Genomic DNA, 23,211 nt, shown 5'->3' with positions numbered 1-23,211 from the left:
ATGGACATTCGCGCTGCCGAAATCTCGGCCATCCTCAAGCAACAAATTGCCGGTTACGGCGAAGACGTCGATGTCTCCGATGTCGGTTCGGTTCTGTCGGTCGGCGACGGCATCGCCCGCGTCTATGGGCTGGACAAGGTTCAGGCCGGTGAAATGGTGCTGTTCCCCAAGGCGGGCGTCAAGGGCATGGCCCTGAACCTCGAAAAGGACAATGTCGGCGTCGTTATCTTCGGCGAAGACCGCGAAATCGCCGAAGGCGACGAAGTGCGCCGTCTCGGCGAAATCGTGCAGGTGCCGGTGGGCCGTGGCCTGCTCGGTCGCGTTGTCAATCCGCTGGGTGAGCCGATCGACGGCAAGGGCCCGATTGCCGCCACCGAATATAGCCGCGTCGACGTGAAAGCGCCCGGCATCATCCCGCGCAAGTCGGTGCATGAACCCGTGCAGACCGGCATCAAGGCCATCGATACCCTGATCCCGGTGGGCCGTGGCCAGCGCGAACTGATCATCGGTGACCGCCAGACCGGCAAGACCGCCGTGGCCATCGACGCCATTCTGAACCAGAAGGCGATCAATGCGGGCGACGACGAAAAAGCCAAGCTCTATTGTATCTATGTCGCCATCGGCCAGAAGCGTTCGACCGTCGCCCAGATCGTCAAGACGCTGGAAGAAAACGGCGCGCTCGACTACACGATCATCGTGTCGGCCACGGCGTCCGAGCCTGCCCCGCTGCAATTCCTGGCGCCGTTCGCCGGTTGCGCGATGGGCGAATGGTTCCGCGATAATGGTATGCACGGCCTGATCATCTATGACGATCTGTCCAAGCAGGCCGTCGCCTATCGCCAGATGTCGCTGCTGCTGCGCCGTCCGCCGGGCCGCGAAGCCTATCCGGGCGATGTCTTCTACCTCCATTCCCGCCTGCTGGAACGCGCCGCCAAGCTCAATGAAGAGAATGGTTCGGGCTCGCTGACCGCCCTGCCGATCATCGAAACCCAGGCCAATGACGTGTCGGCCTATATCCCGACCAATGTGATCTCGATCACCGACGGTCAGATCTTCCTCGAAACCGACCTCTTCTATCAGGGCATCCGTCCGGCTGTGAACGTCGGTCTGTCGGTGTCGCGCGTCGGATCGTCCGCCCAGATCAAGGCGATGAAACAGGTGGCTGGCGCGATCAAGGGCGATCTGGCCCAGTATCGTGAAATGGCGGCCTTCGCCAAGTTCGGCTCCGATCTCGACGCCGCCACCCAGCGCCTGCTGGCCCGTGGTGCGCGCCTGACCGAAATCCTCAAGCAGCCGCAATATTCGCCGCTGAAGGTCGAGGAACAGGTCTGCGTGATCTATGCCGGTACGCGCGGTTATCTCGACGCGATTGCCGTCGGTGAAGTGGGTCGTTTCGAAAAGGAATTCCTGTCTTTGCTGCGCACGCGCCACACCGACCTGCTCGACGCCATCCGCACCCAAAAGGCGCTGTCGGCCGATCTGGAAGACAAGCTCAAGGGCATCGTGTCCGATTTCGCCGCCAACTTCGCTTAAGGAAAGTTTGATCTTGATCAAACCTCTTCAACAAAAAACGTCAATCCGAAGCGATGAAACGCTTCAAGCTTCGGATTGGCAATATGGAGCCAGCGCAAAATGCTCCTGTCAGCATTTTGCGGTGAGATAATTATATGGCTAGCTTAAAGGACATGCGCAATCAGATCGGAAGCGTGAAAGCCACGCAGAAGATCACGAAAGCGATGCAGATGGTGGCGGCGGCCAAGCTGAAGCGCGCGCAGGAATCGGCGGAAAACGCCCGTCCCTACGCCAGGCATATGGCGGCGGTGATCGCCAATCTGGCCAAGGGCATCAGTGGCGATTCCGCGCCGCAAATGCTGGTTGGCAATGGTTCGCAAAGCCACCAGCTCGTGGTGGTGGCCACGGCGGATCGCGGTCTGGCGGGCGGGTTCAATTCGAACATCGTGCGTGCCGCGCGTGAATTCATCAATGCCCAGATCGCCGAAGGCAAGACCGTGCGCATCCTGTGCATCGGTCGCAAGGGCCGCGACCAGATGAAGCGCACCTATGCCGACCGGATGCTGGAAAGCTTCGATCTGTCGGGCACCAAGGTGCTGACGATGGATGTGGTCAAGCCGATTGCCGAGCTGATTACGCGCGAATTCTTAGAAGGCCGTGCCGATGTGGTGACGCTCTTCTATTCGCACTTCAAGTCGGTGATCGCTCAGGTGCCGGATTCAAAGCGCCTGATCCCTGCTCAGGTTGATCTCAACGCCGCCGAGGATATTCACGGCGCGGTCTATGAATATGAGCCGAGCGAGGAAGAGCTGCTGGAAACCCTGCTGCCGCGGAATCTCGGCGTGCAGCTTCTGGCCAGCCTGCTCGAAAACAATGCCGGTTTCTATGCCGCTCAGATGAGCGCTATGGACAATGCCACGCGCAATGCCGGTGAAATGATCAACGCCCTCAATCTTCAGTATAACCGCAAGCGTCAGGCCCAGATCACGACCGAACTGATCGAGATCATCGCCGGCGCGGAAGCCCTGTAAGTCCCTGTCGCTCTTTCTTATCCCAAAGGCGCAGCCGCTTTTTGGGAAAACGCTTTAAGGATAAAATCCATGTCCGCTCAACAAAAGATCACAGCCGCCACCGGCAAGATCTCGCAGATCATCGGCGCTGTCGTTGACGTCGAGTTCGACGGCAAGCTGCCCGCCATTCTCAATGCGCTGGAAACCACCAATACGGCCACGGGCACGCGCCTGGTGCTCGAAGTGGCCCAGCACCTCGGTGAAAACACCGTCCGCACCATCGCTATGGACGCCTCCGAAGGTCTGGTGCGCGGCCAGCCGGTCACCGATCTTGGCGCGCCGATCACCGTGCCCGTTGGCCCTGCCACGCTGGGCCGCATCATGAACGTCATCGGCGAGCCGATCGACGAAGCGGGCCCCATCGACACCCCGTTCTTCAATCCGATCCACGCCGATGCCCCGGCCTTCGCCGATCAGGCCACTTCGGCGGAGCTGCTGGTCACCGGCATCAAGGTGATCGACCTGATCTGCCCCTATTCGAAGGGCGGCAAGATCGGCCTGTTCGGCGGCGCGGGCGTTGGCAAGACCGTGACGATTCAGGAACTGATCAACAATATCGCCAAGGCTTACGGCGGCTATTCGGTGTTCGCCGGTGTCGGTGAGCGTACGCGCGAAGGCAACGACCTCTATCATGAAATGATCGAGTCGAAGGTGAACGAACTGGGCGGCGGCGGCACGTCGCGCTGTACGCTGGTGTACGGCCAGATGAACGAGCCTCCCGGCGCGCGCGCGCGCGTGGCCCTGACCGGTCTGGCTCAGGCCGAATATTTCCGCGATCAGGAAGGCAAGGACGTTCTGTTCTTCGTCGATAATATCTTCCGCTTCACCCAGGCCGGTTCGGAAGTGTCGGCGCTGCTCGGTCGTATTCCTTCCGCCGTGGGCTATCAGCCGACTTTGGCCACCGAAATGGGCAAGCTGCAAGAGCGCATCACCTCGACCAACAAGGGTTCGATCACCTCGGTTCAGGCCGTGTACGTGCCCGCCGACGACCTGACCGACCCGGCGCCCGCCACCTCGTTCGCCCACCTCGACGCCACCACCACCCTGTCGCGCTCGATTGCCGAACAGGGCATCTATCCGGCGGTTGATCCGCTCGATTCGACCTCGCGCATCCTCGATCCGCGCGTCGTCGGTCAGGAACATTACGACACGGCCACCCGCGTCCAGCAGATTCTGCAACAGTACAAGGCGCTGAAGGACATCATCGCCATTCTCGGCATGGATGAACTGTCCGAAGAAGACAAGCTGGTGGTGGCGCGCGCCCGCAAGATCCAGCGCTTCATGTCGCAGCCCTTCCACGTCGCCGAAATCTTCACCGGTACGCCGGGCGTGCTGATGAAGATCGAAGACACGATCAAGGGCTTCAAGGGTCTGTGCGATGGCGAATACGACCATCTGCCGGAAGCCGCCTTCTACATGGTCGGCACCATCGAAGACGCCATCGCCAAGGCCGAGCGCCTGGCTGGCGAAGGCAAGTAAGATGGCTGACCCAAATTCTACATCGGGCAAGCTGCACGTCTCGCTGGTGACGCCCGAAGCCGAACTGTTTTCAGGCGAGGTCGATCAGGTGGTCGCGCCCGGTTCCGAAGGCGAATTCGGCGTGCTGGCCCACCATGCGCCGTTTATGACCACACTGGCCGAAGGCTCGGTGACCATTCTGGATGGCAATAGCAAGCGCGTCTTTCAGGTGCAGGGCGGTTTTGCCGATGTCAATGAAGACGGCATGACCATTCTGGCCGAACACGCGGTCGAGTATCTCGAAACCGTCCACTGAAGGACGGGGAGAAGGTCTTATCAATTAAGCCCCTCGGTTGCCGCCGAGGGGCTTTTTTCTTGCTGGAACCGAGGTGCGCGACCTTTGACTCGTTTGTGATTTTCGGAAGCTGACGAACCCTGACTCGCCCCTCTGATGGGGAGGCGTTTGACATGGCGGTAAAGCTGCGAACAGATTTCGATGCGTCTGGGCTTATACCAACTTGCACCTAAATAGATTCTGGTCTGCACAAGTTGGTATCGGGGGCACATTATCACGGATATTCTCGGTCTGATGCTGTTCGTCATCGTCCGCGCCACTGATATTGATGTCGCCGAAGGTTCGCGGACACGCCCTATCTGGCCTCTTGGACGACCGCCTTTACGCAGGTCGAGATGCGGCCCCTGATCTGGCAGGTATTGACGACGCGGCCCATGCCGTCATGCACTTCGGCGCGCCAGCTTGTAGGGCCCGTGCGTTCCAGTGTCATAAAGCCGAAACCGTCGATCCACGAGCTGAAATGGGCGATGACCGCGCCGGGCACCGGCTCCAGACCGGCGGGCACCTTGGCGGGCAGGGGCACAATATCTTCCTGCGTGCCGGAAAACCCGGCCACGAACTGCGACGGGAAATGCTTGGCGAAGCTGACCTGTTCCCACAGATGGACATGGCCCGACAGCAGCACATCGACGCCCTTTGGCATGATATAGGGATTACGCGCGCCGAAGGTGGAGGCCAGCGCCGCATTGCCCGCCACGATGGCGTGGGTGATCTCATCGGCGGCGACGGCCAGAAACGGATAGTGATCGACGGTGAAGGTGAAGCGGGCGTGTTTCGTCATCGCCTCCACCTGATCATAGGTGGCCGTATATTGCGCGAAACGCGGGTCATGCTGAGGGATCGCCGTGCCACCAGCGTGCGACAGATCCATCACCACAATCTGCGCGCCGCCGCCAAAATCGACCGCATAGGGCGGGCTGTAATCGCCCTCAGCATCATAGGCCGGATTATTGCAGTCATGGTGTCGTTCCAGCGGGCGCGGATCGAGGAAACGCCACCAGCCCTGGCCGGCGCGTGAGCAGTTTTCATGATTGCCACGCGCCAGAATGAGTGGCGCGACCTTCAGCATCGGTGCGCCCGGCGCGAAGAAATCGGCGTTCCATGTATCCCAGCCATAGCCCCACGGTGATCCGGTGCAGCCTTTCTGATCAGCGGGGCAGGGGTTTTCGCGGTAATTATAATCGCCGACATGGATGACGGCATCGGGGTGCCAGGCGGCGACTTCGCGCGCCACCTGGGCGAACGGATAGGCTTTCGGGTCGTTGCAGGCCTGCCAGGCGTGGTCGGCGTCCTTGAGGCGGCAGCCGGTATCGCCGATGACGACGAGGCGGTCAAGACGGGCTTTGCGCACCGGCAGGGTTTGATGACCGATCAGGGCTGTGCGCGTACCGGCGGGCAGGGGGGCTTCGCAAACCAGCACAGGAAATGCGGATGGTTTGGACAGTTCGGGTTTGGACTGGGTGGGGCGCTGCGCTTCGGTGGCGGGCAGGGCGCGCGCCTGCATCTGACGCTTGCGGCCGTCAATGGTGATGTTCGGGCAATGCGCGCTTTGCGTGATCAGGCGCGCCTCGGCGGTGCGGCCTGCGCCCAGCACGACATAAGCCGTATCTTCGGCATGGGCCATAGGGGCCAGCCCGCTCAGGCTGCTGACCGCCAGAAGGCTTGCAAGAACTTTCAGCGTTTTCATCATATCACCACACATGAAAAAGGGCGGAGCAGCCAAGGGGCCGCCCCGCCGGGGGTCTGGGAAGTAGGTTTAGAACCTGGCCGACAGGGTCAGCATGGCATTGGTCGGGGCCTGATAATAATACTGGTCGTAAGGCGCGCCATTGATGGTGATCTTGGTGATGTTGCGGCTGTCGAGCAGATTATCGACCTGAATCTTGGCCGTGTAACGCTGGCCGAAATCATAGGACAGGGCCAGGTTGACATTATTATAGGCCTTGATCTTGTAATCAGCCGGTTCGCCGTCATCCGCCCATTGCTCGCCGACCTGCTTGAAGGTCAGGGCCGCCTTGACCGGGCCTGAGTGATAGATGCCGCCAAAGCCGAGCGTTGATTTCGGTGCCTGACCGATCTGAAGGTGGCTCGTGTCCGACTTGGCCGAGTTCATCGAAGCGTTGGCGAAGACGGTCAGGCCGAAATCGAAGGCATAGGCCGCCTGACCTTCAATGCCCTTATAGGTAACGGCGCCCTGATTGTAGCAATAGACATTATTGCAGGCGAACTTGTTCTTGAAGTCGATCTGATAGACATCGCCATCGAGCGAAACATGACTGCCATTATAGACCGAGCCGAACTGGTAATTGGTGGTCTGTTCGGGTTCGACCGTGTTCTGGCTGACATCGTTGACGTACAGATCCTTCAGCGGCGGCACCAGGAAGCCCTGGGCGTACTGGCCATAGACAGACCAGTTCTTGCGCAGCTTGTAATTGACGGTCAGGAAGGGCAGGGTCTTGCGGAAGGTTTCCGCTTCCGGCGTCGAAATATAGGACAGGGTCGGTTTGGCCTTGATCTTGCCGGCCAGATTGCGCGTGAACTGGATGTTCTTCAGGCCTGGCGTGATGGTCAGATTGTCGGTCGGCGTCCAGATGAAGTCAGCGAAGAGCTGATACTGCGTCCACCACGAGCGCTCATCATACTGCACCGAACGGTCGTCCGGGTTGCACTTGACATTGGTGGTGCCGATGGTTTCGGCCGTGACGCAGTTCTTTTCGCGGTAATCCTTGATGCTGGTGTCATAAGGATCATTGGGATTGATCTGATAATCATAACGGTGGCGGAAGGTGTCCGAAGTTTCCGCCAGACCGCCCATTTTCAGCGTGCCGAAGCTGAATTGCTTATTGACGCGCAGGATGTTGCCGTTGACGTCGTAATAGTTGAACTTGTCATAGCCGCTCATGCCGGTCGGGTCGCCATTGGCAATGGTCGGCTTGGCGGTCGAGGTCAGCGGATCGACGCCCGCCGCATAGCCATAGGTGCCAAGCGGCGTCTGGCCGGTGACATCGAGCGCCGACAGGGTTTTGTTGGAATAGTAGTAGGTATAGACCGTATCGTCGAGTGACCAGCCGTGGCCGAGATCGCCTTCCAGCTTGGCATAGGCAAAGGCCGTGTTCTTCAGGATGCGGTTATATTTGTAATAGGTCGGGCTCGACGGATCATTGGTCATGTAGAAGTCTTTGCCGTACTTCGCCACCTGAGCCAGGGTGGCGCCGTCATTATCGGGCTGATAGCTGAAATTCTGGTTATGCGTGGCCAGAACCGTCAGTTTCCAGTTGTCGCCGAACGGCTTTTCGATCTTGAATTCCCAGTTATCGCTCTTCAGGCCGAAATAGCTGAGCGCGCCGTCGGTCTTGCGGGTTTGCAGATTGACCAGCGCCTTTGCACCGCCCGTATCGGGGATGATGCCGGTCTGGATGATCGACACGGCCTGATACGAATTGAACGAGCCATAGGACAGCTTCTGCGTGAAGCTGGTATCGTCGGTCACCTTGTTGGAATACATGTGGATCGCGCCGCCGAAATTGGCCTGACCGAGATCGCCCGCCATGCCGGGGCCGCGATCAACGACGAGCGCGCCGATGGTCGAGGCCGGGAAGAAGGTGTTGGAGTGGTGCGACGGATCATTGGTGTCGCCATAGGCGATGCCGTCATAGGTGATATTATATTCGCCGTCCTGGAAGCCGCGTAAGACCAGCTTGGCGTCGCCATAACCGGCGCCATTGCCCTGGGTGCCCGACACGCTCGGCGCGATCTGGGCCACGCTGGTGAAGTCGCCGGTTTCCGGCACGACGAGGTCGATATAGGGGCGCGAAATGATCGATTGCGGCTGGGTGGCGTCCACCGAGGCTTTCGTGGGCGCGGTGGCGGCGGCTTTCGAGCGCTCGGTCTTGACGATAATGGTCTTGATGGCGCTGTCCGAAACGTCGGGCTGGTCGGGTTGGCTGGCGGAATCTTGCGCAAAGGCCACACCGGCGATCAGTGATAACGTGATGGCGGAGGAAGCGAGCAAGCCCAGACGGCCCGCGCGGCGGAAAGTGGATGACATAGGTTACAGCCCCTTGGTATGAAAATGCGTGCCGCCGGGTATGGTCATCCGGCGTGCAGGGGCTGATGTCACCGCAGTATGACAATGAGACTGAGGTTTGGTGACGCTTTGGCGACATTATGCGCCGCAAAGCGCGCACGGGCGATCTGTGGCATTTCAGCCAGCATATCCTTCAGTTTCGCTTCAGTTTTGCGTGCTATGCGTCAAACAGGAAAAAGGTGCTGACGGACAATGCGCGTTTTGCTGGTTGAAGATGATGAGCTGCTGGGGCGGGCGCTGAAAACCGGTCTCGAACAGGCGGACTATAATCCCGAATGGGTGACCGATGGCGAAACCGCGCTCGAAGCCCTGCGCACCAGTCCGTTCGCTGTCATGGCGCTCGATCTCAATCTGCCGGGCATGTCGGGGATTGATGTGCTGAAAAAGGTGCGCCAGACCTCGGCCATGCCGATTGTCATCATGACCGCGCGTGACGCACTGGAGCAGCGCATCGAAGGGCTTGATCTTGGCGCTGACGATTATCTGGTCAAGCCGTTCAAGCTGATCGAGCTGCTGGCGCGGATTCGCGCCGTGGTACGCCGCGCTCAGGGTCTGGCGCAATCCGTCATTGTGCACCGCGACATCGAGCTGGACATGACCGCCCATACCGTGCGGCGCGCCGGCAAATGGGTGAAACTGACGGCGCGCGAATATAAGATACTGGCTCTGCTGATGACGCGCATCGGTCGTATCATGAGCAAGAGCGAGATCGAGGAGCAGGTCTATAGCTGGGAGGGCGAGGTCGAGAGCAACACCATAGAGGCAGCGGTCTATACGATCCGCAAAAAGCTCGGTAAGGATCTGATCAGCAATGTGCGTGGCGTCGGCTACGTCATTTCGGATTGACGCCTGCATGCCCGCCTCGCGCCCGAAACATCGTTCCCTGACGGCCCGTCTGCTGGCCGGGGTGGTTCTGCCCATCATCGCCATCGTGGTTCTGATCGGCGTGGTGGCCAATATCAGCGCCCATTCCGAAATCAACGAGGTTTATGACGCGCAACTGGCCACTGCGGCCAATTTCCTGCGCTATTATAATGGCGACATTGATAATGGCGGAAACGCCGCCATCGGCACGCTCAGCAGCGATCTCAGCCCGGTGGCGCGCCACGGTCTGGCCGAATATTCACGCTGGCGGCGCTTTCGCGTCTGGCGCGACGGCAGGCTGGTGCTGATGGCAGGCAATGCCCGTCCTGTTGGCGCGCCCCTGCCGCCGGGTTACAGCGATCTGACGGATGCTGATGGCCAATGGCGCTATTTCACCCTCTATCTGCCTGAAAGCCATGAAGTCATCGCGGTGGGTGAAAATATCAAGGCGCGCGGCGAACTCATCGCGCGCGTCTTCTGGGGCCTGGTCCTGCCGCTCAGCCTGGCCCTGCCGCTGCTGGGTCTGGCCGTGTGGCTCGGCATCGTGTGGGGCCTGAAGGATTTGCGCAGCTTCGCCGCCTCGGTGCGCGAACGTTCGGCCGATCATCTGACGCCAATCGACACGCAAAGCGCGCCTGCGGAATTGCAGACCCTGGCGGCTTCGATCAACGGCCTGCTCACCACCATCGCCGCTTCGCTGGAGCAGGAGCGTCTGTTCACCGACAATGCCGCCCATGAGCTGCGTACGCCTCTGGCGGTCGTCAAGACCCAGACCGAGGTGGTGACGGGTGCGCGCAATGCTCAGGAACGCAAGGCAGCGCTGGCTGAACTGACCAAGGGCGTGGACCGCGCCGCGCGTCTGATGGATCAGCTCCTGACGATGGCGCGGCTGCGCCAGAACGCCCCGCCGGTGATGTGGCTTAGTCTCTCGCAATGCGTGTCTGATGCGGTCAGGGATCTCTATCCCGAAGCCCATGCCCGCCGGATTGGTTTTCATATCAGCGGCGAGGCGCAAGCCACCGCTAATCTGGGCCTCGTCGGTATTATCCTGCGCAATCTGATCGACAATGCCATCAAATATGCCCCCGAAGGCAGCGACATCGATATTGCGATGTCGCAAGGCGCGATCTGCCTGCGTGACCGCGGGCCGGGCATCGCCGAAGACGAACGCGAAAAAGTGTTCGCCCGCTTTTACCGCATCAAGGGCTCGCGCGCTCAGGGTAGCGGTCTGGGTTTGGCGATCGTGCGTATCGCTGCCGCCCAGACCGGCGCTGAGGTCAGGTTTTTCACGCCTGACGATGGTGTGGGGCTGGGCGTGCGCCTCAACTTTTCTATTTGAGGGTCAAGCACTTAGAGCGGTTTGCATTCCTTTGACCGATTCAATCAGAATGCAGACCGCTCTAATCCGGGTTCGCACCCTCGGTTGCGTTTTCCAGCACCTTGCCGGTTTTCGCATCTACGCCGACCTCATAGGTCTTGGCATCGACCTTGATGTCAAAGGAATAGCGCAGACCGCTGCCGCCATTTTCTTTTTCCAGTTCCTGATCGGTAACCGTACCGGGCCGCGCCTTGAGCGCAATTTGTCTGGCCTGGTCGACCGTTATCCTGGCATGTTTGGCGAGCTTTTCGCCATCATAATGGGCAGGACTATTTGCCGCTATCGCCTGAGTGCCAAACAGTGCGGTTGCCGCAAGAGCAATAATAATTGCGGTTTTCATCTTCATCTCCTTATCGCAGGAAGGGCCCTGCCATAAACAAACTGCACCCGCAGACTGAAGCTACGCTGAAGCAAAACAGGCGAAAGCAGGGTCATTTCGGGTCAATTGCGGCGTGATCCGCTGCTTGGGGTGCCTCGCGCGACAAGACCAGTATCATGGCGGGCAGGAACAGAAGCAAAAGCGGCACGGCGGCGATCAGGCCGAAAATGATCGCCGTGGCCAGTGGTTGTTGCAGGCCCGCGCCCCGGCTTAAGCCCAGCGCCAGCGGCGACAGGGTCAGGATGGCGATCAGGGCCGACATCAGGATCGGGCGCAGGCGCTTTTCTCCGGCGTCGCGTAAGCTCTGGATGGTGATCTCACCGCCCGTGTCGATTTCGGCCAGATAAAAGATGGCCAGTTCGGTGACCATGCCGACCACCATCGTCAGGCCCATCAAGGCCGAAATATCGAGTTCGATGCCGGTGATCCACAGGCCGCACAGGACGGCGGCCACGGACAACAGGACTGTGCCGAGTGTGGCGATGGTCCAGCTCACGCGCTGGAACAGCACGGTCAGCAGCAGGGCGGCCAGCAGCAGGGCGGCGCTGAACACCATAGCCAGATCGGAAAAGCTCTTTTGCTGTTGGGCATAGAGGCCGCCATAATCGACGCGCACCGAAGCGGGCAGGTGCAGGGCCGCCACAGAGGCGCGCACGGCCTTCATGGCGGAGCCGAGATCGCGGCCTTCGAGACGGGCCGTGACCGCCACGAAGGGTGCCAGGTCTTCGCGGGTCAGTTGCTTCTGACCGGCGACAACGGAGACGGTGGCGATCTGGCTGACGCACAGAGCATGGCCATCAGGGGCGGTCAGCGGCAGATTGGCCAGCATATCGGCGCGCTGGCGCAGATCCTGCGGGCCGCGCACGCGCACGGTAATCAGTTGTTCGCCGAGGCGCATCTGGGTGGCGGGCGTGCCGCCGATCAGGCTTTGCAATTGCGAGGACACCGCCTCGGCATCGAGGCCCTGCTGGGCGGCCAGACCGGGATCGACCTGGATGCGGATCGAATCGCCCGCCACGCGCTGGCCATCAACTACCTCGACCACGCCCGGTATTTTGCTAATCGATTCGCCAACCTTTTTGGCCGCGTCACTCAATTCGGCGGGATCATCGCCGAACAGCTTGACCTCAATCGGTTGCGGCACGGCGGTCAGGTCACCGATCAGGTCTTCCATCAACTGAGCGGTTTCGATCTCGAGTCCCGGCACCTTGGCGGCGACCTGCTGGCGAATATCGGCCATGACGGCCTCGATATTGCGCCTGTGGCCGGATTTGAGCCGGATGAAATAATCGCCCTCGTCAGCCTCGGTCAGGCCGCCGCCAAGCTGGGCACCGGTGCGGCGCGAATAGCTGGCCACTTCGGGCGTGTGGGTGATGATGGTTTCGACCTGACGCAGCAGCCGGTCGGTGTCGCTTAAGGCCGCACCGGATTGCGCCTTGTAGTCGAGGATGAAGCCGCCCTCATCCATTTTCGGCATGAAGCCGGACGGCACATGCGTCCAGGCCAGTCCTCCGGCCACGATAAAAACGAGCGCGGTGACAGCGGCAAACAGGCCGGGCCTGCCAAACAAAGGCGCGCTGGCCTTGTGATAAAGGCCGATCAGACGGCCCATCACGCCATTGGCGCGTTCGGCGGCGGCGGCGTCCTTTTCGCGCAGCCAGTTGGCCGCCAGCAGCGGGATGACGAAGCGGGCATAGAGCAGGGACACCACAAGGGCGGCCACCATAGTGATGGCCAGCGCCTTGAAGAAGCCACCGGTCACACCGCTGATGAAGGCGAGCGGCAGGAAGACGATGATGGTGGCGCCGGTCGAGCCAAGCAGCGGCAGGCCCATCTCAGAAGCGGCCAGAAGAAGACCCTTGCGATCTTTTCCTCTTCCTTCCTGCATTCGCCGCATCATGTGTTCGAGCATGACGACGGCGTCATCGACCACCAGGCCGACAGCGGCGGCCATGCCGCCCAGAGTCATCATGTTGAAGCTCATGCCGAGCGCAAACAGCAGAAGGCAGGTGGCGGCCAGAACGGCGGGTAGCATCAGGCCGGTGATCAGCATCAGCCGTACTGAGCGCAGGAAGAAGAACAGCACGATCCCGGCCAGCAGCGCCCCCAGAAGGATGGCGTCACGCACCGAATTGGCTGCGCCTGTCACCAGTTCGGACTGGTCATAAAAGGGCGTGACCGTAACGCTGGGTGGCAGGCCCGCAGACTTCAGGCGCGCCGTGACGGCCTTGACGATCTTGACCGTGTCGCCAGTCGGCGATTGATGGATATTAACGAGCACGGCATCGGTGCCATTGGAGGTGACGCGCGTATAGCTGGGTTCGGTGGAAGGGTGAATACGGGCCACCTGACCCAGAGTCACCACGCCCGCCGATCCCGCTGCCATCTTGCCCGCTGCCATCTTAATCGGTGTGGCGGCCAGATCCTTGAGGCTGGCCAGACGGTTTTCGGCCAGCACCAGATAGAGCCGGTGGCGGTCTTCGATACGGCCTAAGCCCGTCACCTGATTGGCCTTGCCAAGCGCTGCGCTGACATCGGTGATGCTGATGCCGAGCGCCTGCAATTTCGCCGGATCGATATCGACGGCGATTTCGCGCGGCGCACCGCCGAGGATTTCCACCCCCGCCACCTGCGGCACACCGGTCAGGGCCGGTCGCACCTTCAGTTCGGCCAGTTGGCGCAAGGCGGTCTGGTCGAGGGTTTTCGAAGTCAGGGCCAGACCCAGCACCGGGAAGACGGTCGGATCGGAGCGCGTGACGGTAAAACGTGTGCCGGGCGGCAGGTCGGTCATCAGCGTGGCCAGTGCGCCTTCGGTGGCCAGCTTGGCCGCCACCATGTCGTCGCCCCAGCCGAAGCTTAAGGCCACTTCGGCGGAACCGCGGCTGGTGGTGGAGCGGATGCGGGTGACATTGGGCACGGCGCGCAGGGCGATTTCGACCGGACGGGTGATTTCCGCCGCCATCTGGTCGGCATCGCGGTCACCGGCATCGATGGCCACGACGACGCGGGGGTAATCGATATGCGGAAACAGGCTGACGGGCATATTAAGGGCGCCGATCACCCCGCCCAGGGTGAGCAGGAGGACGGCCAGCCAGATGGCCGGAGCCAGTTTTTGCAGGCGTGTTTTTGAATCCTGCGTCATTATTTCAACCGCACCTTCATGCCGTCCTCCAGCGCCGTGCCGCCCGCCGTGACGACCTGATCGCCGCTGTGCAGGCCCTTGAGGATGGCGATGCGCTGGCCGCTTTGCGCGCCGGTCGTCACATCGGCGCGATGGGCCACCCCGTCCTTAACGACAAACACATAGGGCTGGCCGCCATCATCGAGCAGGGCCGAGTAAGGGATGGTCAGGGCCTCCGATGTGGTGCTGACCGGCAGTTCGCCGCTCAAGGCCTGACCGCTGCCAAGGCCGGTATCGGCGGGGATGGACGCCACGACCGGGGCGAGATGGGTGGCCGGATCGACCACCGGACTGACCGAAACGACAGAGGCCTCGAAGGCCGGGCCGCTTTCGGGCGTGATGTGGATTTGTGCGCCGATACGCACCTTTTGCGCCAGAGCCGGATCGACGCCGAAAAGCGCGCGCAGATGGCCGGTCGAGGAAATGGTGGCCAGGCTGGTGCCCGCCGCCACCATGTCGCCGGGGTTTTGCGTCACGGCCACGACATAGCCGTCCTTCGGGCTTTTCAGGATCAGGCCGGCATTGCGCGTCTGTGCGGCGCTTAGGGCCGCATCGGCGGCACGGGCGGTGGCGGCGGCGCTTTCGACATCGGCGTCACTGACCAGATTGTCGGCGCGCAGCCGTTTGGCGCGGGCATAGGCGGCATCGGCGGAGGTGGCGTCGGCCATGATCCTGACCGTGTCCTGCCGCGTGGCGGGGCTCGGCACCAGATGAATGACCGCCTGGCCCGCCGTGACCGCGCTGCCGACCGGTGCATCGACCGAGGCCACAATGGCCTCGCTGGGCGCGACGAGGACAGAGGTGCCGTCGGCACCACTATCGATGACGCCGTACACCGGCACGGTCTGGTCGATACGGCCGGTTTCGGCCTGACCGAGCGTGACCAGCGCCACGGGATTGGCAGCCGCATCATCGGCGGCCTTGTCCGAACAGCCGCCCAGCATCATCAGGGTGGCCAGAGTCAGACAGGCGGTTGTTGTGCGGGGGAAAAATCTCATATCGGCCAGCGTCCTTGTGGCAGTCCGGTCAGCAGTTCGAGGCTGATGGTCAGTTCGGCTATGTTCTGTTCGGTCTGATCTATCTCGCCCTGCCGGTCGCGCAGGGTTTGCGCCGCCGCCTCGGCGGTGGCGGGTGACAGATCACCTCGGCTGGCGGCTTTTTGGGTGACAGCCGCGAAGGTTTGAACAGCGGGAAGTTCGGCGTTCAGGCGGTCATGCAGCGCACGCAGGCGCGTAATATCGGCCACCGCGGCGGTGATTTCAGCGCGCGTCTGGAACAGGCGGGCCTCATATTCGGCCTTAAGCGCAGCGCGCGTCGTGCGCTCGACCGCGATGCCGCCCTGATTGCGGTTCCACAGCGGCAGGGTGAAATCTACCGCTGGCCCAACCAGCATATTATTGGCGGAATCGCGATTGGCATTGAGGGTCAGGTTGAGGGCCGGAAACTGATCGAGCACCGCCTTGTGCAGCGCATTTTCCTGCGCGCTGTAAGCTGCGCGCAAGGCGGCCAGATCGCTGCGGTTATCAATGGCGAGGCTGACCAGCGCCTCGGCTGGCGGCGGGGCGGCAGGCAGGGTGACGGGCGCCAGTTGCAGGGGTGTTTCGGGCGGCAGGCCCATCAGGCGCGTCAGCTCAAAGCGCGCGGCGTCCAGGCTGCGTTCGGTGGCCGTGGCGGCCTGACGCGCCGCCGCATCGGCGGTTTGCGCCGTCTGGAGCTGAGCAGCGGCCACATCACCGCGCCCGGCGGCCTTGAGCGTGCGTTGTAACAGGCTGTCCTGCGCCTCTCGGCTGGCGGTATTGAGCGCCAGTTGCCGCTCCAGCATCTCGATACGCACGGCCTGCAAACGCGCCTGACCGGAGGTTTGCCATTCCGCCCAGGCCAGATCGAGATGCACCTGATGGCGGGCGGCTTCGGCCTGCGCCCTGACGACGCCGCGTGTGCGCAGGGCATTGAGATCAAGGCCGAGCGCCGCCGTCAGATTGGTCTTGGTGTCCGGCCCGGACAGAACGCTGTCCGCACCGAGGCTGAAGCTGGGATCGGGCAGCAGACCGGCATTGAAGGCTTGCGCATCGGCCACATCGGCGCGGGCGCGCAAGGCTTTCAGATCGGGATTGGCGATCACGGCCACTGTGGCGATGGCATTGCCGTCGAGCGGTTGCGACAGGTCGATAGTGACCGGCGTCAGATAGGGGCGGCTGGCCCCGGCGGTCAGTTCCGCCGCTGTGGTGTCGGGCGGCTTTGTGCCAAGCGGATCGGGCGCATAGGTGGCGCAGGCGCTTAAGGTCACGGCCAGCGCCGAAAACAGCAGGGGCCGTACGCAGGAATAATGTAACCAGCGAGCCGACAAAGTCAGGGCCCCACTACGAGAACGGCGAATGTACCCGGCACGATGCCCGGTTTTTTACCCGGCGCTTCCGGCGGGCCATAGTCGGCATAGGGCAGGTAGAGGCGGCCCGTATCGGGATCGAGGGCGGCGGTGCGCGCGCCGGGTTTGGTGGTGATCACATCCAGCACCTTCGGCGCGCTTTTGAAGCTGATCACGGTCAGGGTGCCCGCGCCGGAAGGCACATAGCCGAGTTGGGTTCTGGCGTCATAAAGCGCCCCGTCGGCGTGCAGGCCAATCGGCAGGCGCGCCACTTCAGTGCCGGTATCGGCCTTGCTGATGCGGGCAAAGCCATTCTTGCAGGCCGACAGGATCAGGTTCTGATCGCTGATTAGCGCCAGACCGGAAGGCTCAGGGCAGTCATCGAGCGGAAAGGTGGCCTTGACCCGCATCGTTTTGCTATCGATCACGACAAGGGCGTCCTTGTCTTCGAGATGGGTATAGATCAGGCCCTTGCCATCCGCCGCGCCGCTTTCCGGCGCTCCGGCAAGGGGTATCCTGCCCGTCAGGGTGCGGCTGGCCGGATCGATGGCGTCAATCTCGTCACCGCCATTGCCGAGCACGAACACCATCCCCGTGGCCGGATCGAAAATGGCCCCGTCGGGTTTGGCGGCGGTGGCCACATCGCCGAGATCGGCACCGGTCAGGGCGTCGATAAAACTGGCCTTGTCGAGTTTTCCCTGCGTGACCAGCAGGGTCTTGCCACCATCAAGCGGCAGGGCGATATGGGCACCATCCGCTTCGGCCAGGTTGGGCGTCACCGTGCCGGTCGCTGTATCAATGGCGGCGATGCTGGTGGCGTGGGTGACATAGAGGCGTTTGGTGCCTAAGTCGAAACTGGCATAGTCCCAGCCGCCCGCGCCACCGATCCTGTAGGTATCGACGATCTTCAGGCCGCTGTCACCGGCATGGGCAGAGGAGGCACACAGCAGAGCCAGAACGGAGGCAACGGCAGTCAGGCGTTTCATGAATCCGGCTTTCGCGTGAAGGATGCAAGGCTTTTACCCGTTCAATCTGAAGTGAAACTGAAAACTGCCGTATCGCCGCAAAATATTTTCACCGGGCGGTCGCGCCTTAGCCAAGATGGCCCATGCGGGCGCGCTTGGCTGACAAATAGGCGCGGCCGTCGGGCGGAGGCGCAACGGTGAGAGGCAGGTGCTCCGTGACTTCGATGTCTTCGCTGATAAGGTCACCGATATTGGCCGGATTATTGGTCATCAGCCGTACACGCGAAATGTGCGCTCCCAGCAGCAATCTGGCGGCGCGGTCATAGGTTCTGGCGTCATCAGCCAGACTGAGAAGGCGGTTCGCATCGGTTCATCCCCGCGGGTGCGGGGAGCAGAATCACGGAATCCCAAAATGGCAAATCGCGGCTGGTTCATCCCCGCGGGTGCGGGGAGCAGGTTTTTACACATGGACCGGCGCGGCTGGGTATCGGTTCATCCCCGCGGGTGCGGGGAGCAGGGCCTTTATTCCCCGCCGCGATATGCTGGCTGTGGTTCATCCCCGCGGGTGCGGGGAGCAGGCATTGATCTGGTCTGAGCGAGGCTCAATAACCGGTTCATCCCCGCGGGTGCGGGGAGCAGTCTCTACCAAATGACGAAGATGAGTTGTGCGCCGGTTCATCCCCGCGGGTGCGGGGAGCAGGCCATCACCGCCGATCCCGCACCATCCGCCCCTGGTTCATCCCCGCGGGTGCGGGGAGCAGCGCAAGGGCGTCAGCGAAGATTTAAGGGAGGTCGGTTCATCCCCGCGGGTGCGGGGAGCAGAAACTGTCCAGGAACGGGCCGAACTGTCCATCCGGTTCATCCCCGCGGGTGCGGGGAGCAGAAGCGCTATGATAGCAATGATCAATAAGCAGGCGGTTCATCCCCGCGGGTGCGGGGAGCAGGGGGCTTTATGCTTGGATATTCGCCGGATGGCCGGTTCATCCCCGCGGGTGCGGGGAGCAGGATTTGTGGCAGTTGGCAACCGTACCAGCAAGCGGTTCATCCCCGCGGGTGCGGGGAGCAGAGCGGGTCAGATGGCAGTCGGGAAGACTGGGACGGTTCATCCCCGCGGGTGCGGGGAGCAGATGCACCTGTTCTTCGACATCAACATGCAGGCCGGTTCATCCCCGCGGGTGCGGGGAGCAGTGGCCAGACTGTGCCGCGACCGAATACCAGCTCGGTTCATCCCCGCGGGTGCGGGGAGCAGGTTCTGGTTATGGTTAGTTGCGATGTCGGTTCATCCCCGCGGGTGCGGGGAGCAGATTCACGAGACAGACGGTCGAGCCGATCAAGACGGTTCATCCCCGCGGGTGCGGGGAGCAGATTTGGCGATATTGAGGGAGATATTTATCGCCCGGTTCATCCCCGCGGGTGCGGGGAGCAGCGTGCTGAATTATCCCGACGCCTAAATGTCCGCGGTTCATCCCCGCGGGTGCGGGGAGCAGCCATCCGTTGATGCTGCATTGGCAAGCGACTGCGGTTCATCCCCGCGGGTGCGGGGAGCAGTTGTCATGGATATAGATGATTTGGGTTTCGGCCGGTTCATCCCCGCGGGTGCGGGGAGCAGGCCACGCCCCCACCACCGAGACAAAAAAATGACGGTTCATCCCCGCGGGTGCGGGGAGCAGCAAATTGGGGCCGCGAATGGGCGAGGGATAGGCGGTTCATCCCCGCGGGTGCGGGGAGCAGGTCGGCGCGGCACGGCAGGCGGGCAATAGCGGCGGTTCATCCCCGCGGGTGCGGGGAGCAGAGAAGCGTGAGGTCGTACCCATTCGAGATAGACGGTTCATCCCCGCGGGTGCGGGGAGCAGTCAGTCATGTTCGTTTTTCCGTGTTTTGTTAACGGTTCATCCCCGCGGGTGCGGGGAGCAGTTCGCCTAGGCGAAGGTGATTCCGGTCAGCATCGGTTCATCCCCGCGGGTGCGGGGAGCAGCATGGCGGTCGCGGGTCTGGAAAGTCTGAATCCGGTTCATCCCCGCGGGTGCGGGGAGCAGGCGCCTAAAGGCTGTCGCTGGCAGGCGGGAGACGGTTCATCCCCGCGGGTGCGGGGAGCAGCGCCGCACCAATTCGCCGGTAACCCCCAGCGCCGGTTCATCCCCGCGGGTGCGGGGAGCAGTTGCTGTCGCTATCGGAATTTCACAGGCGACACGGTTCATCCCCGCAGGTGCGGGGAGCAGGGAACTGGACGCGGCCCGACATTGACGCTCAGCGGTTCATCCCCGCGGGTGCGGGGAGCAGTGTCGCGCCTGTCGCACCTGCATCTGGGCGATCGGTTCATCCCCGCGGGTGCGGGGAGCAGGCCAAAATCGTTATCATCCCAGACCCGTGCCTCGGTTCATCCCCGCGGGTGCGGGGAGCAGATGCAGGGCGTTATCGAAGACTGGCTCGAAGACGGTTCATCCCCGCGGGTGCGGGGAGCAGCAGCTCGTGGCATTCGTGCCGCCTGCCCGCAGCGGTTCATCCCCGCGGGTGCGGGGAGCAGAGAAACTGGAACCATTCTGACGCTCCACCTGGCGGTTCATCCCCGCGGGTGCGGGGAGCAGCACCTCGGATAGGCTAGCCCACACTCTCCCGCCGGTTCATCCCCGCGGGTGCGGGGAGCAGAAAACGCCCTCCGCACCCTCCAGCAACTGCGCCGGTTCATCCCCGCGGGTGCGGGGAGCAGGGAGCGCAGACCCAAAACGCGGAGAGGAATTTCGGTTCATCCCCGCGGGTGCGGGGAGCAGACATGCTGAAACCTACTGATTTCTATGTAGATTTACAATGTCAAAAAACTACCGAAGTTCTGCGTTTGTTTAATGTGGTAACATTAAACCACACAAATGCCGTTTCCATTCGGTCTGATCAGCCGGTTTCGACCGGTTTGAAACGCACCAGTGTCAGGCCGTCGAAATCAGCGGGTTTACGGCGGTTGGCGCCGATAGCCTGAAAGGCAAATCCGGAATCGGTCGGCGCGCTCCAGGCGATGACCGCATTGCCATCACCGATCATCTGTTCCACCTCCGACCAGATGCGTTCGCGGGTGCGTCTGGAATAGACGCCGACATAGACGCCGGCTCTGATTTCGGCCAGCCAGAGTGCCAGCCGCCCCCGCAGCCGCGGCGGCGCGTTTTCAGTTACGATGACCATCATCGCCGCCTGCCTCCTTGCGCGGTATGGCCGGTTCGGCGGCTTCGGGGGCGTCTTCGCCTTCATCAACAGGTTTCAGACCGCCCGCCAGCAGAATGGTCTCGATATCCGGGATAATTTTTTCCAGCAGGCCGAATTTGCGAAACATATCGCGGCAGGCGATGCGCACCTGGCGTTCAGGCAGCATCTGACTGCCCGGACCCTTTCAATCTTGGCGGCGGTCGCAAAGGCGATGGGCACAACGGTTTCAAACTTGTACAGATCGGCTATGTCATAAACGAAGCTCTGGGGTTTACCGCGATGCAGGAAGCCGATGGCCGGCGCATAACCCGCCGCCAGAATGGCCGCTTCGCACAGGCCATACAGGCAGGCCGTGGCCGAAGACAGGCAGCGATTGGGAATATCGGCGGAATCCCAATCGGCCTGATCATAGTTGCGCGCCCTCCATTTTACGCCGTGGCGCTGAGACAAACGTTTGTAGATTTCCCGTACCCGCACGCCTTCCATGCCGCGCAACTGATCGACGCTGCGCCGGGCGGGTGGTTCTTCGTCAAAGCGGCGGCGATACATTTCGCGCACCACATTGAGCCGCGCATTGTCGTCAAGCGCGTTACGTGCCTGGAACAACAGCTTTTCGGCCTTTGAGCCGCCCGGCTGGCCCGAAGCATAGAGCCGCACCCCGCCTTCGCCGACCCAGACCAGCAAACAACCGACCTGTGCGCACAAAACCACGGCGGCATGGGAGACGCGCGTGCCCGGCTCCAGCATCAGACAGGCCAGACCGCCCACCGGGATCTGCACGCGCACACCGTTTTGATCGACCAGCACGAAAGCGCCATCCAGAACATCCAGTTGACCATATTCAAGAAAGACGATCGCCGAGCGGTCTTTCAGGGGAATGGGGCGCAGCGGGATGTAATCCGGATTGGCCATGGTCAGTCTCCGAGGGGCCTGAGCAGAAGCAGGCCAAGGCCGAAGGCGCGTCCGTGGCCGATGCCTGAGACGAGGGCGGCTTGCAGGCTATCGGGATCGCGCACGGAAAGGACGCCTTCGACGTCAATATAGGACAGGGTGGCGCGCTCCGTCTGACCCTTGCGACGCAGGCGTAACTGGTCGTAATCAAGCAACTGGCTGAGGTCTGTGTCGAGGTCGGCCCCGCAACGTTCCAGCTTGGTACGTAGCCAGTGCAAGGCGATGTCTTCGCGTTCCTCAGGCCGCAGGGCGGCGGAGGCGTCACGTTTGGCACTCATCAGAACATCCCTTCGCACGCCTCGCTTTCCCTCTGGTTGCGGTTGCGAAACCGTGGGATTGACGCGAAGCGAAAAGCCGAACCTGGCGTCCTTTGGCAAGACGGGCGCATAAGGCTTGCTGCGCAGATGCCAGAGTTCGGGGTCGGCTTCGGGTGTGCGCGCCGAGACAATCAGGAAATTGTCGGGCCGCATTTCGCGGTAGATGAAATCGCGCGGCGCCTCAGGATCGCGGTCGAAAATCTGCCAGACAAGGCTGTGATGCGCGTCAAAGGCTGGGCGGCGGCGCAAGCTTTCTTTCAGGCGCTCGCGTGCCTGAGGGGTGTCGCGGCGCAAAGTGGCGTGAGTGAACCAGTTCATGCTGCGTCTTCCCGATCTGGAGCGCCGATGACTGGCGGTTGCCAGGTCAGGCGGCCCTCCTGCCGGTCGGCAAATTGCCACAGGGGACGATTGCGCAGGGCATCGCGCCGCCAGCGCACGGGCTGGGCGCCGGCGTCTTCCGCATCAAGGCCCGCCTGCATCTCAAACCAGACGGGCCGGGAATCGGCGTTCAGACTCAGGCCGCGAAAGGCAAAGGGTTTGCTAAGGGCTTGGTCGCGGGTCAGCCAATGGGCATCATAGGCCGACAAAGCCGCTAAAAGCCCGTCTGTGCGCGCAATATGAGGCAGGGGAGGGCTGCTCAACGGACACGCCTTGCGACCCAGATAGGGGGTGAAGACCGGACGTTTCAATGCCTCGCCAAGGGCGGCAAGATCAGGCGTGCTGTCCGGCCTTGCCCACAAGGCTACCGTAAAAGCGGCTTCGAGACGATAAAAGCGTTCGGACAACACGGTGTTGAGATCGTCCTTGTCGGTATCCAGATCGCCTTTGCGCGTGGAGAGATCATGGCCTTGTTTGCGGCGGCGTGTGCGGTTGGCTTCTGTGGGCGCCTGAGCCGTATGGTAATCACGCAGAGGCTGGCCCGCCTGATCAATGCGGACGGCAAAGCCAAGCTCTGTATCGAGGCGGGCAAGGGCTGTCTGGTCTTCGCGGACGATGCCAAGGCTGGCGGCCAGCAGACCTAAGACGCCGGATTTAGACGGCGCATCCCACAGGCTGCGCCGTTCGCCGACAGCAATCTCGCCAAAGGCCGACATCGGGCCGCGCAGGCGGAAAATGAGGAAGTCGCGTTCGCTCATG

18 protein-coding genes and 1 CRISPR repeat array are annotated in these 23,211 nt (G+C 62.0%); of the genes, 6 read left to right on the top strand and 12 right to left on the bottom strand.

Annotated elements, in window-relative coordinates; genetic code table 11:
- From atpA to QB905_RS10615, 4 genes are all read left to right on the top strand, one after another.
- The gene (atpA, locus tag QB905_RS10630) at positions 1-1,533 is read left to right on the top strand and encodes a F0F1 ATP synthase subunit alpha (protein ID WP_282975003.1); all 1,533 of its coding nucleotides are present in this window, start codon (positions 1-3) and stop codon (positions 1,531-1,533) included.
- Positions 1,534-1,667: 134 nt separating this feature from the next.
- Positions 1,668-2,543 (top strand): F0F1 ATP synthase subunit gamma, encoded by an 876-nt coding sequence (locus QB905_RS10625; RefSeq protein WP_282975002.1) that lies wholly within the window; start codon positions 1,668-1,670, stop codon positions 2,541-2,543.
- 69 nt (positions 2,544-2,612) lie between these two features.
- The gene (gene atpD / locus QB905_RS10620; RefSeq protein ID WP_282975001.1) at positions 2,613-4,061 is read left to right on the top strand and encodes a F0F1 ATP synthase subunit beta; all 1,449 of its coding nucleotides are present in this window, start codon (positions 2,613-2,615) and stop codon (positions 4,059-4,061) included.
- Between the two features lies 1 nt (position 4,062).
- A complete protein-coding gene (locus tag QB905_RS10615) occupies positions 4,063-4,356 on the top strand; it encodes an ATP synthase F1 subunit epsilon (protein WP_282975000.1) in 294 nt (97 codons plus the stop codon).
- 334 nt (positions 4,357-4,690) lie between these two features.
- Here the strand turns inward: QB905_RS10615 and QB905_RS10610 are convergent, their stop codons facing one another.
- Positions 4,691-6,082: a metallophosphoesterase family protein gene (locus tag QB905_RS10610; RefSeq protein WP_282974999.1), complete on the bottom strand. Its 1,392-nt coding sequence runs from the start codon at positions 6,080-6,082 to the stop codon at positions 4,691-4,693.
- 69 nt (positions 6,083-6,151) lie between these two features.
- Positions 6,152-8,443: a TonB-dependent receptor gene (locus QB905_RS10605; protein WP_282974998.1), complete on the bottom strand. Its 2,292-nt coding sequence runs from the start codon at positions 8,441-8,443 to the stop codon at positions 6,152-6,154.
- 231 nt (positions 8,444-8,674) lie between these two features.
- Here QB905_RS10605 and QB905_RS10600 point away from each other — a divergent pair, with 231 nt between their 5' ends.
- Both QB905_RS10600 and QB905_RS10595 read left to right on the top strand, forming a co-directional pair.
- Complete coding sequence (locus tag QB905_RS10600; protein ID WP_282974997.1) at positions 8,675-9,328, top strand: response regulator transcription factor; 654 nt, start codon at positions 8,675-8,677, stop codon at positions 9,326-9,328.
- A gap of 7 nt (positions 9,329-9,335) precedes the next feature.
- Entirely contained in the window at positions 9,336-10,685 is a 1,350-nt protein-coding gene (locus QB905_RS10595) for an ATP-binding protein (protein WP_282974996.1), read from the top strand.
- A 61-nt stretch (positions 10,686-10,746) separates the two neighbouring features.
- On the opposite strand, the gene QB905_RS10590 is transcribed toward QB905_RS10595, so the two are convergent.
- The 10 genes from QB905_RS10590 to cas5e form a co-directional block, all read right to left on the bottom strand.
- Positions 10,747-11,064 (bottom strand): PepSY domain-containing protein, encoded by a 318-nt coding sequence (locus tag QB905_RS10590; RefSeq protein WP_282974995.1) that lies wholly within the window; start codon positions 11,062-11,064, stop codon positions 10,747-10,749.
- A gap of 91 nt (positions 11,065-11,155) precedes the next feature.
- Positions 11,156-14,245, bottom strand: a complete 3,090-nt coding sequence (locus QB905_RS10585; protein WP_282974994.1) for an efflux RND transporter permease subunit — start codon at positions 14,243-14,245, stop codon at positions 11,156-11,158.
- Positions 14,245-15,282, bottom strand: a complete 1,038-nt coding sequence (locus QB905_RS10580; protein WP_282974993.1) for an efflux RND transporter periplasmic adaptor subunit — start codon at positions 15,280-15,282, stop codon at positions 14,245-14,247. Before QB905_RS10580 ends, QB905_RS10585 begins: the two co-directional genes overlap by 1 nt.
- On the bottom strand, positions 15,279-16,631 hold the full coding sequence (locus QB905_RS10575; RefSeq protein WP_282974992.1) for a TolC family protein: 1,353 nt from the start codon (positions 16,629-16,631) through the stop codon (positions 15,279-15,281). The genes QB905_RS10580 and QB905_RS10575 overlap by 4 nt, the downstream gene beginning before the upstream one ends.
- A 2-nt stretch (positions 16,632-16,633) precedes the next feature.
- Positions 16,634-17,635 carry a YncE family protein gene (locus tag QB905_RS10570; protein WP_282974991.1) on the bottom strand — a complete coding sequence of 334 codons (1,002 nt, stop codon included), beginning with the start codon at positions 17,633-17,635 and terminating at the stop codon, positions 16,634-16,636.
- Between the two features lie 106 nt (positions 17,636-17,741).
- Positions 17,742-17,921: a GTP cyclohydrolase II gene (locus QB905_RS10565; RefSeq protein WP_282974990.1), complete on the bottom strand. Its 180-nt coding sequence runs from the start codon at positions 17,919-17,921 to the stop codon at positions 17,742-17,744.
- 59 nt (positions 17,922-17,980) lie between these two features.
- A CRISPR array of direct repeats spans positions 17,981-20,382; the repeat unit is 29 nt; unit sequence CGGTTCATCCCCGCGGGTGCGGGGAGCAG.
- Between the two features lie 118 nt (positions 20,383-20,500).
- The gene (gene cas2e, locus QB905_RS10560; protein ID WP_282974989.1) at positions 20,501-20,788 is read right to left on the bottom strand and encodes a type I-E CRISPR-associated endoribonuclease Cas2e; all 288 of its coding nucleotides are present in this window, start codon (positions 20,786-20,788) and stop codon (positions 20,501-20,503) included.
- 72 nt (positions 20,789-20,860) lie between these two features.
- On the bottom strand, positions 20,861-21,718 hold the full coding sequence (gene cas1e, locus QB905_RS10555; protein ID WP_282974988.1) for a type I-E CRISPR-associated endonuclease Cas1e: 858 nt from the start codon (positions 21,716-21,718) through the stop codon (positions 20,861-20,863).
- Positions 21,719-21,720: 2 nt separating this feature from the next.
- On the bottom strand, positions 21,721-22,392 hold the full coding sequence (cas6e, locus tag QB905_RS10550) for a type I-E CRISPR-associated protein Cas6/Cse3/CasE (protein ID WP_282974987.1): 672 nt from the start codon (positions 22,390-22,392) through the stop codon (positions 21,721-21,723).
- Positions 22,389-23,210 carry a type I-E CRISPR-associated protein Cas5/CasD gene (gene cas5e / locus QB905_RS10545; RefSeq protein WP_282974986.1) on the bottom strand — a complete coding sequence of 274 codons (822 nt, stop codon included), beginning with the start codon at positions 23,208-23,210 and terminating at the stop codon, positions 22,389-22,391. Before cas5e ends, cas6e begins: the two co-directional genes overlap by 4 nt.
- Position 23,211: the final 1 nt, after the last annotated feature.

It is taken from the genome of Asticcacaulis sp. EMRT-3 (assembly GCF_030027245.1).
GTDB lineage: Bacteria > Pseudomonadota > Alphaproteobacteria > Caulobacterales > Caulobacteraceae > Asticcacaulis.
Note: the sequence above shows the minus strand (reverse complement) of the source record. Positions and strands in the feature narration are given on the sequence as shown.

Coding starts and splice junctions, on each gene's coding strand:
- atpA (WP_282975003.1), top strand. CDS start 1: ATGGACATTCGCGCTGCCGAAATCTCGGCCATCCTCAAGCAACAAATT.
- QB905_RS10625 (WP_282975002.1), top strand. CDS start 1,668: ATGGCTAGCTTAAAGGACATGCGCAATCAGATCGGAAGCGTGAAAGCC.
- atpD (WP_282975001.1), top strand. CDS start 2,613: ATGTCCGCTCAACAAAAGATCACAGCCGCCACCGGCAAGATCTCGCAG.
- QB905_RS10615 (WP_282975000.1), top strand. CDS start 4,063: ATGGCTGACCCAAATTCTACATCGGGCAAGCTGCACGTCTCGCTGGTG.
- QB905_RS10610 (WP_282974999.1), bottom strand. CDS start 6,082: ATGAAAACGCTGAAAGTTCTTGCAAGCCTTCTGGCGGTCAGCAGCCTG.
- QB905_RS10605 (WP_282974998.1), bottom strand. CDS start 8,443: ATGTCATCCACTTTCCGCCGCGCGGGCCGTCTGGGCTTGCTCGCTTCC.
- QB905_RS10600 (WP_282974997.1), top strand. CDS start 8,675: ATGCGCGTTTTGCTGGTTGAAGATGATGAGCTGCTGGGGCGGGCGCTG.
- QB905_RS10595 (WP_282974996.1), top strand. CDS start 9,336: ATGCCCGCCTCGCGCCCGAAACATCGTTCCCTGACGGCCCGTCTGCTG.
- QB905_RS10590 (WP_282974995.1), bottom strand. CDS start 11,064: ATGAAAACCGCAATTATTATTGCTCTTGCGGCAACCGCACTGTTTGGC.
- QB905_RS10585 (WP_282974994.1), bottom strand. CDS start 14,245: ATGACGCAGGATTCAAAAACACGCCTGCAAAAACTGGCTCCGGCCATC.
- QB905_RS10580 (WP_282974993.1), bottom strand. CDS start 15,282: ATGAGATTTTTCCCCCGCACAACAACCGCCTGTCTGACTCTGGCCACC.
- QB905_RS10570 (WP_282974991.1), bottom strand. CDS start 17,635: ATGAAACGCCTGACTGCCGTTGCCTCCGTTCTGGCTCTGCTGTGTGCC.
- cas2e (WP_282974989.1), bottom strand. CDS start 20,788: ATGATGGTCATCGTAACTGAAAACGCGCCGCCGCGGCTGCGGGGGCGG.
- cas1e (WP_282974988.1), bottom strand. CDS start 21,718: ATGGCCAATCCGGATTACATCCCGCTGCGCCCCATTCCCCTGAAAGAC.
- cas6e (WP_282974987.1), bottom strand. CDS start 22,392: ATGAACTGGTTCACTCACGCCACTTTGCGCCGCGACACCCCTCAGGCA.
- cas5e (WP_282974986.1), bottom strand. CDS start 23,210: ATGAGCGAACGCGACTTCCTCATTTTCCGCCTGCGCGGCCCGATGTCG.